The following is a 14,860-nucleotide window of genomic DNA, read 5'->3' as shown; positions in this document are numbered from 1 at the left end:
GTGAGGGGGGGCGGGGGCGCCGGGATGCTCACGGCGCCCCGGCTTCCCACCCACGAGCGCTTGACCTCGACCAAACTTCAGGTTTTACGGTGATCTCACTGGCCACCACCCCCAGGGAGCACCGGACATGACCACCCCGCACCTCTCCGACGCCCAGCTCGCCACCCAGCCGGCCGCGTACTGGACCGGGCTCGCCTACGAGTCCCTCATCGCCTTCACGAGGGCACGGCAGGCCGAACACGGCTTCACCCAGCCTCAGTTCTGGCTGCTGCGCAACCTGTCCGCGAACGACATCTCGGCCGACGGGCACGGCATGACCGTCCCCGAGCTGCGCGAGGCGATGCGCTCCTACCTGCGGCCGGAGGACGACCTGACGACCGAGTCGCGGGCCCTCGTCGAGCGCGCATGGCTCCGCCTCGACGACGAGGGGCGGCTGTGGATCACCGAGGCCGGAGAGGCGGCTCGTGTCGACTTCAAGCGGCACGCCCCGGCGATCCGCGCGCGCATCCACGAGGGCATCGACGACGCCGACTACGTCACGGCCCTGAAGGTGCTCCGGCAGATGCTCCGGAACACCGGCCACCCCGTCGACTAGGGCCTGTCCAGCGCGTCGATGTGGGCGAGCACCCGGGCGGCGCCGTCCTCCGCGGCGATCCCGCGGGCGAGCTCGGCGGCGCGGCGGCGGAGGGCGGGCTCCGACACGCAGGCCGTGATCGCGTCGCCCAGGGCTTCGGCGGTCAGGTCCCGGAACGGCAGAGGACGGGGCGCCACCCCCAGCCCGTGCAGCCGGGCCGCCCAGAACGGCTGGTCGGCCATGACGGGGACGGGCACGGCGGGCACGCCCGCCCGCAGGCCGGCGCCGGTGGTGCCCGCCCCGGCGTGGTGGACGACGGCGGCGGTGCGCGGGAACAGCCAGTCGTGCGGCACGTCACCGATGGCCAGGACGTCGGAGCCCCGCCCGCTCAACCCGGCCCAGCCCGCCTGCACCACCGCCCGTACGCCCGCCCGCTTCACCGCCCCGGTCACCAGCTCGCCGAGCCGCTCCCCCTCCCCCGGCGCCATGCTGCCGAAGCCGAGGAACACCGGTGGCGGACCGGCCTGGAGGAAGTCGGCCAGAGCGGGTGGGGGTTGCCAGCCGTCCGGCCGCGCGGGCCACCAGTACCCCGCGACCCCGACCCCGGACGGCCAGTCCTCGGGGCGGGGCAGCACCAGGGGGCTGTAGCCGTGGAAGGCCGGCCGGATGTCCTCCGCGGCCGAGGGCGTGCCGGCGGGCAGCCCGAGGCGCTCGCGCAGCCGGGTCACGCCGCCCGCGAGGACCCCTTCGGCGCGCCTCAGTACGTCCTGGCCCGCGGCGAGGTTCCCCTCCGGGCCGGTGTCGTCGGTGCTCCGAGCGTTGGGCAGCGGGAACCGCCGGGTCGCGAAGGACGGCACGAGATAGGTGCCGACGACGGGAATGCCGGCCGCCTCGCCGGCCGTCCGGCTCAGCGGGGCGGGACCGTGGGCGGTGAGCAGCAGGTCGGCTCCGCCCGCCACCGCCTCGGCCACCCCATCGGCGAGCCCGTCCACGTACACCCTCGTCAGCGCCTGGGCCTCCTCCCGCGAACCCGCGCGGGCCCAGTCGCGGATCAGCTCCTGCGGGTCTCCGGGCACGGGCAGGTGCTCGAGACCGCACCCGCCGACGAGCGCGGCGAAGGAGGGGTGGGCGGCCACGGCCACCTGATGGCCCGCGTCGCGGAGGCGCCGCCCCAGTCCGGTGAAGGGCGCGACGTCGCCCCGGGATCCGGCGGTGATGATCACAATGCGCATGACGCGATTCTGCACCCGGACGGCACCGGCACGCCGGTGATCACCCCACCTGACCGAACGTCAGGACCGCCTTGCCGTGCAGGTCTCCGGCGGTCAGGGCGGCGACCGCGTCCGCCGCGTCCTCCCAGCCGCCGCGCCAGGTGATGCCCGGGTCCAGGGCCCCCTCGGCGACACGGCGGGCGAGCCAGCCGAGGTCGCGGTCGAGGCCGGCGCAGCCGAGCAGGAAGAAGGTCACGACGGACCGGTCGTGGCGGCCCTGGTCACCGAAGAGCGCCCCGAACGGGAAGTCCTCACCGGTACCCGCGGAGTGCCCGAGGGCGACCAGGGTGCCGCCTTCGCCGAGGGTGCCGTACGCATCCACCAGCAGCGGTCCGCCGACCAGGTCGACGACTCCGTCCACCGGCCGGGAGACCTCCTTCGGCGTCCCGACCACCTCGTGCGCCCCGAGGCTGCGGAGGAGTTCACCGTTGACGGCCGGGGAGCTCGTCGAGGCCACGACACGGGCGCCCGCGGCGCGGGCGAGCTGGACGGCGTACCGTCCGACACCGCCGGTGGCGCCGGTGATCAGGACGTCGCGGCCGAGGAGCGGGCCGAGGCGGTGCAGGGCGCGCAGGGCGCTCGCGCCGGCGACGGGGACGGTCGCGAGGGCGGCCGGGTCGGCCCCGGCGGGGGCGGCGCCCATCAGGGCGGTGTCGACCGCGCGGAGTTCGGCCCAGGCGCCGTCGGGCATCAGGGTCACCACGGGAGTGCCGACGGCGGGGCCGGATCCGTCCGCGGCGGCCCGTTCGACGACTCCGGCGGCGTCCCAGCCGAGGACCGAGCCCGTCGGTGCGGCACCGAGACCGAAGGTGATCTCACCGTGGTTGAGCGAGGTCGCCGTCACCCGGACCAGGGCCTGGTGGGGCGCGGGCCGGGGGTCGGGGGCGGTGCCGAGCCGGAGGCCGCCGGGGGCGGAGGGGTCGACGAGAAGGGCGCGCATGAGGAACCTCCAAGAATCTGCCACTCAGTGGCACAAGCCTATAGGTGGCGTTCGCCGCTCCGATACAGTGTGGACGATGAAGGCCGAAACCTCCCCCACGCTCCCGCTGCGCGAGCGCAAGAAGCTGCGCACCCGGCAGGCGCTGATCGACACCGCGCTGGAGCTGTTCGGCACTCAAGGCTTCGACGGAGTGACGCTGGACGCGCTCTGCGACGCGGCCGAGGTGTCGAAGCGGACCTTCTTCCGCTACTTCGACAGCAAGGAGGACGTCGCCATGGCTCCCGCACAGGACGTGTGGGTGGCCTTTCTGGACGTCCTGGAGACCTGCCCGGCCGACGGGCGGCCGCTCCTCACCCTGTTCGAGGACGCCCTCGCGGAGGCGATCGGCCGGATGCCGGCCGACGGATGGGCCGGGCTGGTCCTGGCCGGCCGGCGGCTCGCGGCCCTCACGCCCTCGATGGACGCGCACTGCCTCGCGTTCTGCGACCGCACCACGCGTACCGCGCTGGCCCTGGTCGACCGGCGCCTGGCCCTCCCGGGCCCCGACGGGCAACTGCGGGCCCGCCTGGCGCTCGACCTGCTGGTCGTGCTGTTCCACCGGGCCCTTGACTCCTGGGTGGCCCAGCCGTCCGGGCACACTCCCCAGGACCTCGTGCGCCGGCTCCGTGCCACGGCCGCCGAGCTGCCGTCGGTTCTCACCGCGCGGGCCGAGCCGCACGCCTGAGAGGACGTGCGGCTCGGCCGGGGCCTCACGAGGCGGCGGCCGCCCGTCGGAGGAGCCCGAGGTCCACGTCAGGGAGGCCCTGGACGACGGTCCTGCGCGGTGCCGGTGGGATGACGGCGTACGAGGGGACGGCCACGACCGCGCAGCCGGCCGCCTCCGCGGACGCGACGCCGGTCGGGGTGTCCTCGACCGCGACGCAACGGGCCGGATCGGCACCGAGGATGGTCAGGGCCGCCCGGTACGGGTCCGGGAACGGCTTGGTGCGCGGGGTCTCCCCCTCGGCGACGGACGTGGCGAAGCGGTGCCGCCCGAGGACGTCCAGGACGGTGTCCACGACCGGTCGCGGCGAGGCCGAGACCAGCGCCGTCGGCACCCCCGCGGCATGGAGCGCCGCGAGGAGTTCCACGGCGCCCGGCAGGGGGTCGACCCGCTCCCGGACCAGTTCCGTGAAGCGCCGTTCGAGGGACGGGCCGAGGCGCGACGGCTCGGCGCGGCCGGCCGCGCGGGCGGCGAGGTGTTCCGCGCAGTCCTCGACGGCCCGGCCCAGGACGGACGCGAGGTCCGCGTCGGTCAGGACGAGGCCGAGGCCGAGGGCCTCCTCCTCGACCGTCCGGAGCCAGAGCCGCTCGGTGTCGACGAGGGTGCCGTCCATGTCGAAAAGGACCGCTTGGAGTTCGGTGGGCACGGGAGCCTCCCCGGTGGTCGGGACGAAGGGGCGTCGGCTCACTCCTCGGTGGCTCCGAGGTCGGGCCTGTCGCGGAGGTGGACTCGGCGGGTCGTGGCGGCGTGGAGTTCGAGGACGGTGATCTCGTCGGTTCCGGCCCTGAGGACGGGGGCGGGGACGTACAGGCCGGCCTGGGGCCCCCGGGACCAGTAGCGGCCCAGCGGGAAGCCGTTGATCCAGGCCAGGCCCTTCGTCCAGCCGTCGAGGTGGAACTCGCCGCGGCGCGGGGCGTGCAGGTTCCACGGGGTGGGGCGGCCGGCCGCGGTCGGGCGGAGTGGTGCGTCCGCCGAGCGCGCGGGTCAGGCGAGCGGTCGGCACAGCAGGGCGTCGGGGACGCCGCCGTGGTTCCACTTCCAGGTGTAGGCGACGCCGGCGAGGTACTCACCGTCGGTGCACTGGCCCTTGTAGTTGCCGGGGGCCCAGTCGCTGGCGGTCGAGCCGCCGGTCGCCGGCCGGTTGTCGCCGCGGTCGAACCAGAGGACGCGGCCGGTGGTCGGCAGGGAGGCGGTGGCGGGAGCGCAGAGGAGGGCCGCCATGGCGTTGCCGCTGACGCTGTAGCCGACGGCGAAGGTGCGGTCGGGGCACTGGAGCTTGTTGTAGCCGCTCGCCCAGTCGCCGCCGGTCACGTACCGCTCGTCGGTGACGACGGTCCAGGCGCCGCTTCCCCGCGCCGGCTGTCCGGCGTCGGTACACAGGCCCCGGCCGCCGCTCCGGGCGAGGCCGGTCACGCGCTGGCCGTCCGGGCAGTTGCCCTTGCGGTTGCCCGGGGACCAGTCCGGCTTGGCGAGCATGGTGGTGGAGACGTTGTAGTCGGAGTGGTCGAGGTTGAGCATGTTCCAGCGGGTGGCCGGGGCGATGCGGCCGGTGCGGCCGGGGGCGTTGACGAGCTTGTTCCAGTCGGTGGCACGCCAGTCGCCCGCGTCCATGACACCGAGCCGTGCGCCGTTCGCGCTGTAGTTGACCATGGCCCAGTTGTCCTGGGGCGTGCCGTTCGCGTCCGTCCAGCCGACCAGGGGCCAGATGGCGAAGTCGGTGTCGTTCCTCACCAGGATGTCGGTGAAGTTCGTGAACCAGGCGCGTTCCCTGGCGTCGATGTCACCACGGCCGGCGGCACCGAACTCGCTGATCCACACGGGCGCGGTGAAGTGCTGGCCGGAGCGGGTGACGAACAGCGCCTGGTCGTCGACGACCTGGGCGAGCTGTGCGGGGGTGAACTCCTCGTACCGCGGGTCGTGGGTCTCGCCCGTGCCGGTGGCTCCGGTGTGGTTCGGGCCCGTGTAGCCGTAGAAGTGGGCGGCGTAGACGAGCTTGTCGGAGCGGATGAGGGTGTTGGAGAGGGTGGCGACGGGGGTGAGTGTCGGCCGGCCGTGCGGGGTGATGTCGGTGGGTATGCCCTGCCAGTTGATGCCCTCCATGATGACGAGCATGTCCGGGTTGGCCTGGAGGATCTTGTTCCCGGCCTCTTCCAGGGCCTTGTTGAGGTCGTGGTCGTTGCCCCAGCCCCAGTTGGGGTCGTTCCAGGTGTCGCGGCGGACCTCGTTGCGCAGGTCGGCTCCGACGACCCGCTTGTCGGCCTGGTAGCGCTTCGCCAGGAAGACCCAGTCGTCGATCCACTGCTGGGTCGACTGCCCGCTGTTCCAGCGCTCGTTGCCGTCGAGGCCGCAGCAGAAGCGGTAGCTGGTGGTGTGGTTGTTGAGGATGACGGCGAAGCCGTCCGCGGTGAGGGCCGCGACGACGGCGTCGAGCACCTGCAGCGGGGTCTTGCCCTTGAGCTGCGGGTTGGCGGTGACGGCCGAGTCCGGGACGACGCTCGTGTCGTGGACGAGGGCGTTGGCGAACGGCAGCCGGATGCTGTTCAGGCCCAGGGCGTGGAAGTCGGCCAGGATCTGGGCGATCGGCTTCCTGTCCAGGCCGAGCGGGATGTTGTGCGACATCTGCCTGGCCTGGTGGTTGGCGACGTCGCCGACGTCACCGCTGCCCTGCCAGGTGCCCTGCGCGCCGGCCCAGTTCCCGGACTTGAGCTTGAACCGGTCGCCGGCGGCGTCGACGACGTACCGGTCGCGGGTCGACAGCGGGGCGGTCCAGGAGGCGGCGAGCTGCGCACCGGTGAGCGCCGGGGGCGGTGCCGTCCCGGTGTCCGCCGCGGCGGTGTTCGGGGTGAGGGTGCCGAGGAGGAGGGCGGTCGAGGTGGCGAGTACGGCGGTCGCGCGTCGGAGCAGGGTGAAGCGGGGTGTCACGAGGGCTCCTTACGGGTGGGGGTGGGGGTGGGGGTGGGGGTGGGGGTGGGGGTGGGACGCCGAAACACGGGAGCAACATAGAGCAAATAAATAACTTCTTCCAGTATTGATTTGGGAGTTGGGGCCGCCCTACGCTCGGGCCCGCCTCCACGCCTTCCGGGACCTCTCGAACGCGACTCCGCCGCCGTCGTGTTGCGTCGTCCCGTCGTCAGGTGGCCCTGGATCCCTCCCAGTTCCTCACCACACCCCAGGGGTTCCTCCCGGACGCGGTCTCCCCCGCGGCGGCCCCTGAACCTTCCCTTCCGCGCCCACACACGACTCCCCTGGAACAGCCCATGGACGACAACGCCCGCGTACTCGTGATCGGCATCGACGGCGTACGCCTCGACCTGCTCCCCGAACTGGACACCCCCCACCTCGACGGGATCGCCCGCGCGGGCTTCCTGGCCCCCGTCGAGGTGGACTCCGTGACGCCCACGATGTCGGGCCCCTGCTGGACCACCATCGTCACCGGCGTCGGTGTCTCCAAGCACGGGGTCTGGGGCAACCGCCTCGACGGCAACCGCCTCGACGTCTTCCCCGACTTCACGACCCGCCTCGCGAACGACTGCGGACGCCGGACCTTCGCCGTCGGAGGCTGGGCACCGCTCTTCCTCGCCCAGCAGGGCGGCCCCCTGTTCGTCGCCCCGACCCGGCTCCGTTACATCGCTCCGCGCGAGGACACGCCCGACGCGTGGGAGGAGGTGGACGACCGGGTGACCGACGACGCGGAGCACCTCCTCGGCCTGGACGAGGACCTCCACGCCGGCTTCGTCTACCTCGGCGCCGTCGACGAGACGGCCCATTTCCTCGGCTGCGGCAAGGAGTACCGCCAGGCGATCGAGGCCGCGGACCGGCGCCTCGGCCGGCTCCTCACCGCCGTACGCGACCGCCCCGGGCACGGGGCGGAGCGGTGGACGGTCATCGTGGTCACGGACCACGGCCACCGCGACGAAGGGGGCCACGGGGGACGGAGCCCGGAGGAGCGCACCGCCTGGATCGCCGCGTGCGGCCCCGGCCTGGCCGCCGGCAGGGCCCCGTCCTCCCTCCACCACGCCGATGTCGCCGCGCACGTGTTCACGGCCCTCGGCATCGCCCCCGACCCCCACTGGACCCTGGACGGCACCCCCTTCACCGCCTGATCCTCCTGCGTGGCCCCCTGGGCACGCCCCTCGAAGCACCGGAACCGGGCCGCCCCTCGTGGGCGGTCCGGTTCGGCTTCTCGGTGTCCCGTGCTCAGCCGGGTCGCTTCGCCATGACGACCACGCCCGGGCCCGAGAACTCGTCCGCGGGGAGGCGGAGTTCGGCGACCGGCTGCAGACCCGCCTCCTCGATCAGGGCGACGAGTCGCTCCGGGCGCCACTGGTGGGTCGTCCAGCGGACGGGTACCCCTCCGTAGGCCTCGGTGCGCCGTACCTCCTCGTCGCCGACGTGGGTCGCGGTGATCAGGTGTCCGCCCGGCTTCAGGGCGCGCGCGAACATGGCGAGGACCTGCGGGAGGACCTCGCGCGGGAGGTTGAACAGCGACCACCAGCCGAGCACCCCGCCGAGGGACGCGTCGGCGAGGTCGAGCTCCGTGGCGGAGGCGACGCCGAAGCGGCATTCCGGGTGGAGCCGGCGTGCGTTCTCGATCATGCGGGGGGAGAGGTCGACCCCGGAGACGTCGAGTCCGCGCTCGGCGAGGTACGCGGTCACCGTCCCGGGCCCGCAGCCGACGTCGAGGACCGGCCCCGACGAGCCCACGGTGTCGGCGAAGGCGTCGATCGACGCCTTGAGCCAGGGATGGCGACGGATGTCGCCCATCCCCGTCGTGATCACCATGTCTGCGTACGTGTCGGCCACGTGGTCGTACGAGGCGCGGACCACGTCGAGATCCGCCGGTCGGTCAATACGGTGAGCGCTCATCGGCCCATCCTAGGAGCGCCCGGCCGACCCCCGGGGAGCCCTTCTCCCCGGGTGCGGATACGGCCAAGGGGAAGGACACGCTCCCTTAGCGCGGACGCAGGTCCCCGAAAGGCGTGCGGGGCCTGTCCCGGAGCGGGATCCGGCGGGGTCCGCGAGTCCGCTGTCGCGCAAGGATCGTCCCGCCGTCATCGTGCGGTCACACTGTCATCGTCGCCCCATCAAACTCGGGCGTTGCACGATGGCCGGAAACCATAGGAATCAACGCCCGTCTCCCCCACCTGCGTTGATCACTTCTTTCGCTCCTCACATACTGCGCTGACCGGTCGACGGGCGCCTTCGGGGCCCTGGCCGGAATCGACCATTCGACCTCATCCCAAGCTCCTGGGGGAGACTTGCGCGCACACGTGCAGAGAGCACGCGCCTTCACCGTCGCAGCGGCCACATCGGTGGCCCTCGTCGCAGGCATGACCGGCCCCGCGACGGCGATCGCCGCGAACGCGGCGGCCACACCCGGCACCACCGCACGCTCCGGCGGCACCCAGCGGATCCCGCTCGTCACGGGCGACCGCGTCGTGGTGGACGCCAAGGGCCGGATGGTGGGCTTCGAGTCCGCCAAGGGCCGCGAGCACATACCCGTACAGGTGCAGCGCACCGGAGACCACACGCTCGTGGTCCCCGCCGACGCGCGTGCCCTGATCTCCTCGGGCCGCCTCGACCAGCGGCTCTTCGACCTCGACGTGCTCACCGATCCGCGGCTCCGCAGGAGCCACCGTGACGGTCTCAAGCTGATCGTGCGGTACGCGGGGGGTGCCGGCGCCGCCCGCGCCGAGGTACGCGCCGCCGGCGACACCCAGCTCCGGAGGACGTTCCCGACGCTCGGCGCCGACGCCATCCGTACGTCCCAGGAGGACGTGGCCCGGGTCTGGGAGGCGCTGACCAACCCGCAGAGCAGCGGCCTGCGCGCCACCGCCTCCGGCATCGACAAGGTGTGGCTGGACGGGGTGCGCGGCGCGAGCCTCGACCGCAGTGTCCCGCAGATCGGCGCCGACAAGGCGTGGGAGTCCGGCTACGACGGCTCGGGCGTGAAGATCGCCGTCCTCGACACCGGCGTCGACAGGACCCACGACGACCTGAAGACCCAGGTCGTGGGTGAGAAGAACTTCTCCGCCTCCGCCGACGCCGTGGACCGCGTCGGGCACGGCACGCACGTCGCGTCGATCGCCGTCGGCACCGGCGCCAAGTCCGGCGGCCGGTACAAGGGCGTCGCCCCCGGCGCCAAGGTGATCAGCGGAAAGGTCCTCGACGACGAGGGATTCGGCGACGACTCCGCCGTCATCGCGGGCATGGAGTGGGCCGCCGCCGAAGGCGCGGACGTCGTCAACCTCAGCCTCGGCGGCCCCGACAGCCCCGGCGTCGACCCGCTGGAGGCGACGGTCGACAGGCTGACCGCCGAGAAGGGCATCCTGTTCGCCATCGCGGCGGGCAACGAGGGCGAGACCGGCCCGTCGTCCGTGGGTTCCCCGGGCAGCGCGGACTCCGCGCTGACCGTCGGTGCCGTCGACCGGAACGACCGGCTGGCCCCCTTCTCCAGCACCGGTCCGCGCGCCGGCGACGGCGCCGTCAAGCCGGACGTGACCGCACCGGGCGTCGCCATCACCGCGGCCGCCGCGGCCGGCAGCGCGATCGACACGCGCCCCGGCACGCCGCACCCCGCGCCGGGCTACCTCGCGATCGACGGCACCTCGATGGCGACCCCGCACGTCGCGGGCGCCGCCGCGATCCTGAAGCAGCGCCACCCCGAGTGGAAGTCCGCCGAGCTCAAGGGCGCGCTGACCGGCTCCGCCAAGGGCGGCGCCTACACCGCCTTCCAGCAGGGGTCGGGCCGCATCCAGGTCGACAAGGCGCTCACCCAGAGCGTCGTCGCCGAGCCGGTGTCGCTGAACTACGGCACGGCGCTCTGGCCGCACACCGACGACAAGCCCGTCACCAAGAAGCTCTCCTACCGCAACCTCGGGACCACTGACGTCACCCTCGACCTCTCGGTGTCCACCGTGGATGCGGAGGGCAAGCCGGCCCCGGCCGGGTTCTTCGCGCTCGGCGCCTCGAAGGTGACCGTGCCCGCGGGCGGGACGGCCGAGGTCGACCTGATCGCCGACACGAGCGTCGGTGACGCCGACGGCACCTACTCGGGCTACGTCACCGCCACCGGCGCGGGCCAGTCCGTCCGTACGGCCGCGGTGGCCGTCCGGGAGGCGGAGTCGTACGACCTCACCGTCCGCACCCTCGGCCGTGACGGCGCCGACGCCCAGAACTACGCCACCACCCTGACCGGCGTCGGCGGACCCGCGGCGAACTTCCAGGCCCGTGTCGACAACGAGCCGGGCGCCCGGACGATCCGGGTGCCCAAGGGCTCGTACACCCTGAACACGGCCGTCTACCAGGACCCGTCGGACTACACGGCGGGCACCGACTGGATCGCCCAGCCGAAGCTGGAGATCACCGGCGACACCACGGTCGTCTCCGACGCGCGCACCACCAAGCCGGTGGACCTGACCGTGCCCGGCATCGACAAGGCCGACTACGCGGGCACGTACTACGAGGTCGCGACGACCGGCATCGGCCGCGTCGGCAACGGCTGGGTCCTGCGGGGCTTCACCGGCTTCCGCACCGCGCACATGGGGCCGGCCGTCACCGACGGCTCCCTCCTGCAGACCTGGGACGCGCACTTCGTGAAGGACGCCACCAGCCAGTACTCGGTGGCCTTCGGCGGAAAGACGAACACGGTCGCGACCGGCTACACCAAGCACGTGAAGGCGACCGAACTGGCGACCCTCAAGGTCGGTCTGGGCGCCTCCGCGCCCGGCAAGACGGCGCTCGCCTCCCCGTACGCCCACCTGCCGGGCGCGCCGGAGGGCAACGGCTTCTCCGCGCCGCAGCCGGCGCCGGGCACGCGCACCTTCTACGTCTCCACCGGAGACGGCGCCACGTGGCTCACCCGGTACAACCAGCTGGGCGACAAGGACCAGTGGGGCTACCCGGCCTTCGAGGGCGCCTGGGAGATGGTCAAGCCGAAGCGCTACGAGGCCGGCCGGACGTACCGCGAGACCTTCGGCACGGGCGTCATGGGCCCGCTCCTCGGTGAGGGCATGGGCGTCTTGCGTACGGTCGACCCGGTGACGGGCCTGCAGCAGATCGTCGGCGCCGTACCGCTCGCCTCCGACGGCGAGGGTCACGCCGGGACCGTCCCGTACTCCTCGTCCACCTCGACGCTGTACCGCGACGGGGTGAAGGTCGCCGAGAGCACCGACCCGCTGAGCGGATACGAGCCGTTCGCGGTCGACGCCGCCGACGCCGAGTACCGGCTGACGGCCTCCGTGGAGCGTCCGTCGCAGGCCTCCTCGGTCTCCACGCGGATCGAGGCCGGCTTCACGTTCCGTTCGAAGCAGGTCGCGGCCACCACGGCGCTGCCGGTGTCCACGGTCCGCTTCGCGGCCCCCGTCGACCTCTCGTCGCGCGTCCCGGAGCGCGCGCAGGTCCTCGTCCCGGTGACCGTGCAGGGCGCGGCGGCCGGTACGAACCTGAAGTCGCTCGCCGTGTCGGTGAGCTACGACGGCGGCGCGACCTGGCAGTCCGTGAAGGTCGTGGGCGGCCTCATCTCCGTGAAGAGCCCGGCGAAGGACAGCGGCATCTCCTTCTCGGCCAAGGTCACGGACAAGCAGGGCAACACGTCGACGCTGACCATCCACAACGCGTGGCTCGGCAAGTGACGCCACCCCGTTGACCGATCATGCCTGACGCGGCGTCACCACCTCCGGTGGTGGCGCCGCTCAGTCGTGGGAGGGCCGGCCGGCCGGGTCGCCGAGGACCCGGACGGCTTCCACGATCAGGTCCCAGAATCCGTCCGCATCGACCTCCATGCCGACCTCGGTGTCGGCGGGGCGGCCGGTCACCCCGTGCAGGTCCACCAGCGTCGCGCCGCGGGTGTGCGTGCCGTCGAGCTCCACCGTCACGGCCGCCCGTACCAGGCTGACCAGTGCCGGGTTGATCAGGTGGGCGACGGTGAGCGGGTCGTGCAGCGGGGGCGCCTCGAAGCCGTACACCTCGCGGTACGTGGACGCGAAGTAGGTGAGGAGGTCGACGCAGAGCCCGCTGAGCGGGGTGCCGAGCGCGGCGATCCGGGCGACGACCTCGGCGGTGGCCCGCACCTGGTGGGTGGCGTTGAGGCCGAACATCGTCACCGGCAGACCGCTGCGGAAGACGATGTCCGCCGCCTCCGGATCGCAGAGGATGTTGAACTCGGCCGCGGGCGTGGTGTTGCCGCGCTCCGTCGAGCCGCCCATGAGCACGATCCGCTCGATCCGCCCGGCGAGCTCGGGGTGGGCGAGCAGGAGGACCGCGATGTTGGTGAGCGGACCGGTCGGGACGAGCGTGACCGGTGCCGGGTGGGCGAGCAGGGTGTCCCTGATGAGGGTGAGGGCGTCGCGCGGGTCCTGCGGCACGTCCGGCTCGCCCTCACCGAAGCCGGGCCCGTCGAGGCCGGAGTCGCCGTGGATGTTCTCGGCGATCCGGCGCGGCCCGTGCAGCGGGCGGTCACGGCCCGCCGCGACCGGGACGCCCTTGATGCCGGCCACCGAGCAGACCCGGCGGGCGTTGAGCGTGGTCTTCTCCAGCGTCTGGTTGCCGGCGACGGTGGTGATCGCGAGCAGTTCGATCGCCGGGTGCGCGGCGGCCAACAGGATGTTGAAGGCGTCGTCGTGACCGGGATCGCAGTCGAGAATCACGGGAACCGGCATGCTCTCACCGTCCCACATCCGGCCCGGGGAACGAAGGACCCGCGAGCGAAGAGCCCGCGGACGCACGCGACGGGCCGCGGCGGAACGGGCGGGGACGGCTGCCCGAGGCACGTGGGTACGCCTCTCAACTCCCTTGGGCCACAGCCCTCTTGGACGGAACCCGCCCGTCCGGGCGCACGGGCGTTCTAGCGTGCTCGGCATGACCTCGCTCAGGTACTGGCGAGCACCGTCGCTCGCCCTCGCGGCCCTGCTGCTGCTCCTCCCCCGATCCGCCGAGGCACAGGCCCCCGTGGAGTCCGCCGCCTCCGCGTCGGCCGCGACACCGGACCGCCCCTCCTACGACGTGTCGCTGCGCGCCGACGCCGACGGCTCGCACTGGACCGGCCGTCAGACGGTCTCGTTCCGCAACGCCTCCCGCACTCCCCTGCGGTCGGTGGACGTACGGCTCTGGGGCAACGGCACGGACGGCTGCGGAGCCCCGGGCGAGCCGTCCCCGGTCCGGGTGAGCGGGGTCGCCGGAGGCGCGCCTCGACCGCTCGCCGTCGGCTGCTCCGCGCTGACGATCGACCTGCCCGCGCCGCTGCCGTACCAGGCGCGTGCGAGCGTCTCCTTCGACCTGGCGATCACCGTGCCGGACCGGGTCCACCGCTTCGGCCGGGACGGCGCGTACCGCTATCTCGGCAACGCGCTGCCGCTGCTGTCCGTACGCGACGCGCGGGGCCGGCACCTCGACCCGGACGTGGGCTTCGGCGAGAGCTTCTACACCCTGGCGGGTGACTTCCGGGTCGTGCTCGACCACCCGGACACGCTGGTCGTCCCGGCGACGGGCACCACGACCCGGCACGCGGGCGCGCCCGGGCGCACGGTCAGCAGCAGTGTCGCGCACGGGGTGCGGGACTTCGCCTGGGCGGCGGGGCCCTTCCGGTCGAGGACGGTGACCACGCCCGGCGGAGTACGGCTGAACGCGTACTGGACGGCCACGACCTCTCCCGAGGGCGTCGCCGTCGACCTGAAGGACGCCGTCGGCTCGGTCGACGCGTTCGGGAGGCGGTTCGGGCGCTACCCGTACGGCGAACTCGACCTCGTCATGAGTGACGCCCTCGACGACTTCGGCAGCATGGAGTTCCCCGGCCTCGTCCTGCTGTGGACCGAGCCCGAGGGGTCGGCGGTCGTGCACGAGATCGCCCACCAGTGGTTCTACGGCATCGTCGGCAACGACCAGTTCTCGGCGCCCTGGCTGGACGAGTCCTTCGCCCAGTACGCCAACCAGTCGTACTACCGGGACGACGCCGCCGGCTGCTGGGAGGACCAGGGCGAGTGGCCCAGCGACACGGCCGCCCTCACCCGGGACATGGGCTACTACGCGGACGGTCGCCGTTCGGAGTACGTCCGCGTCGTCTACATGCGCGGCGCCTGCGCCCTGCACGACCTGGAGCGCGTCCTGGGCGGCCCGGCCATGGCGGCCGTGCTGCGCGGCCATGTGCGGGACCACTGGCTCGGGGTCGCCAGCACCGCGGACTTCAAGCGCGCGGCCCAGGCGGCGACGGCGAAGGACCTCGGCCCGTTCTGGACGGAGCACAGGATCTTCTGACGACGCGCTCGACGCCGGATCCTCCGACGACGCGACGGACGCCGGGCCTTCCGACGACGCGA

Annotated in this window: 12 protein-coding genes; 5 read left to right on the top strand and 7 right to left on the bottom strand. The window is 73.2% G+C overall.

The genetic code is table 11. The annotated features are described in order from the left end of the window. Positions 1-127: 127 nt before the first annotated feature. Positions 128-595, top strand: a complete 468-nt coding sequence (locus IE237_RS17530; protein ID WP_189802900.1) for a winged helix DNA-binding protein — start codon at positions 128-130, stop codon at positions 593-595. Here the strand turns inward: IE237_RS17530 and IE237_RS17525 are convergent. Both IE237_RS17525 and IE237_RS17520 read right to left on the bottom strand, forming a co-directional pair. Further along, a complete protein-coding gene (locus IE237_RS17525; RefSeq protein WP_189802899.1) occupies positions 592-1,806 on the bottom strand; it encodes a glycosyltransferase in 1,215 nt (404 codons plus the stop codon). The genes IE237_RS17530 and IE237_RS17525 overlap by 4 nt on opposite strands. A 40-nt stretch (positions 1,807-1,846) precedes the next feature. Next, a complete protein-coding gene (locus tag IE237_RS17520; protein WP_189802898.1) occupies positions 1,847-2,785 on the bottom strand; it encodes a zinc-binding dehydrogenase in 939 nt (312 codons plus the stop codon). Between the two features lie 76 nt (positions 2,786-2,861). Between IE237_RS17520 and IE237_RS41355 the strand changes: the two genes are divergently transcribed. Further along, positions 2,862-3,509: a TetR/AcrR family transcriptional regulator gene (locus IE237_RS41355; RefSeq protein ID WP_189802897.1), complete on the top strand. Its 648-nt coding sequence runs from the start codon at positions 2,862-2,864 to the stop codon at positions 3,507-3,509. Positions 3,510-3,534: 25 nt separating this feature from the next. Here IE237_RS41355 and IE237_RS17510 read toward each other — a convergent pair whose 3' ends face one another. From IE237_RS17510 to IE237_RS17505, 3 genes are all read right to left on the bottom strand, one after another. Beyond that, positions 3,535-4,194: an HAD family hydrolase gene (locus IE237_RS17510; protein ID WP_229842727.1), complete on the bottom strand. Its 660-nt coding sequence runs from the start codon at positions 4,192-4,194 to the stop codon at positions 3,535-3,537. A gap of 38 nt (positions 4,195-4,232) precedes the next feature. Continuing rightward, positions 4,233-4,469 (bottom strand): hypothetical protein, encoded by a 237-nt coding sequence (locus tag IE237_RS40790; protein WP_370468198.1) that lies wholly within the window; start codon positions 4,467-4,469, stop codon positions 4,233-4,235. A gap of 63 nt (positions 4,470-4,532) precedes the next feature. Then, positions 4,533-6,470, bottom strand: a complete 1,938-nt coding sequence (locus IE237_RS17505) for a glycoside hydrolase family 5 protein (protein ID WP_268253701.1) — start codon at positions 6,468-6,470, stop codon at positions 4,533-4,535. A 335-nt stretch (positions 6,471-6,805) separates the two neighbouring features. Between IE237_RS17505 and IE237_RS17500 the strand changes: the two genes are divergently transcribed. Then, positions 6,806-7,651 carry an alkaline phosphatase family protein gene (locus IE237_RS17500; RefSeq protein ID WP_189802896.1) on the top strand — a complete coding sequence of 282 codons (846 nt, stop codon included), beginning with the start codon at positions 6,806-6,808 and terminating at the stop codon, positions 7,649-7,651. 94 nt (positions 7,652-7,745) lie between these two features. Here IE237_RS17500 and IE237_RS17495 read toward each other — a convergent pair whose 3' ends face one another. Continuing rightward, positions 7,746-8,414 (bottom strand): class I SAM-dependent DNA methyltransferase, encoded by a 669-nt coding sequence (locus IE237_RS17495; RefSeq protein ID WP_189802895.1) that lies wholly within the window; start codon positions 8,412-8,414, stop codon positions 7,746-7,748. Between the two features lie 404 nt (positions 8,415-8,818). On the opposite strand from IE237_RS17495, the gene IE237_RS17490 reads away from it, so the two are divergent. Beyond that, positions 8,819-12,181 (top strand): S8 family peptidase, encoded by a 3,363-nt coding sequence (locus IE237_RS17490; protein WP_189802894.1) that lies wholly within the window; start codon positions 8,819-8,821, stop codon positions 12,179-12,181. Positions 12,182-12,241: 60 nt separating this feature from the next. Here IE237_RS17490 and IE237_RS17485 read toward each other — a convergent pair whose 3' ends face one another. After that, positions 12,242-13,207 (bottom strand): nucleoside hydrolase, encoded by a 966-nt coding sequence (locus IE237_RS17485; RefSeq protein ID WP_189802893.1) that lies wholly within the window; start codon positions 13,205-13,207, stop codon positions 12,242-12,244. A 199-nt stretch (positions 13,208-13,406) separates the two neighbouring features. Between IE237_RS17485 and IE237_RS17480 the strand changes: the two genes are divergently transcribed. Next, the gene (locus tag IE237_RS17480; protein WP_189802892.1) at positions 13,407-14,798 is read left to right on the top strand and encodes a M1 family metallopeptidase; all 1,392 of its coding nucleotides are present in this window, start codon (positions 13,407-13,409) and stop codon (positions 14,796-14,798) included. Positions 14,799-14,860 lie beyond the last annotated feature (62 nt).

This window comes from Streptomyces tanashiensis (assembly GCF_014648895.1).
Lineage (GTDB): Bacteria > Actinomycetota > Actinomycetes > Streptomycetales > Streptomycetaceae > Streptomyces > Streptomyces tanashiensis.
This window is presented reverse-complemented; position numbering and strand designations above follow the sequence as displayed.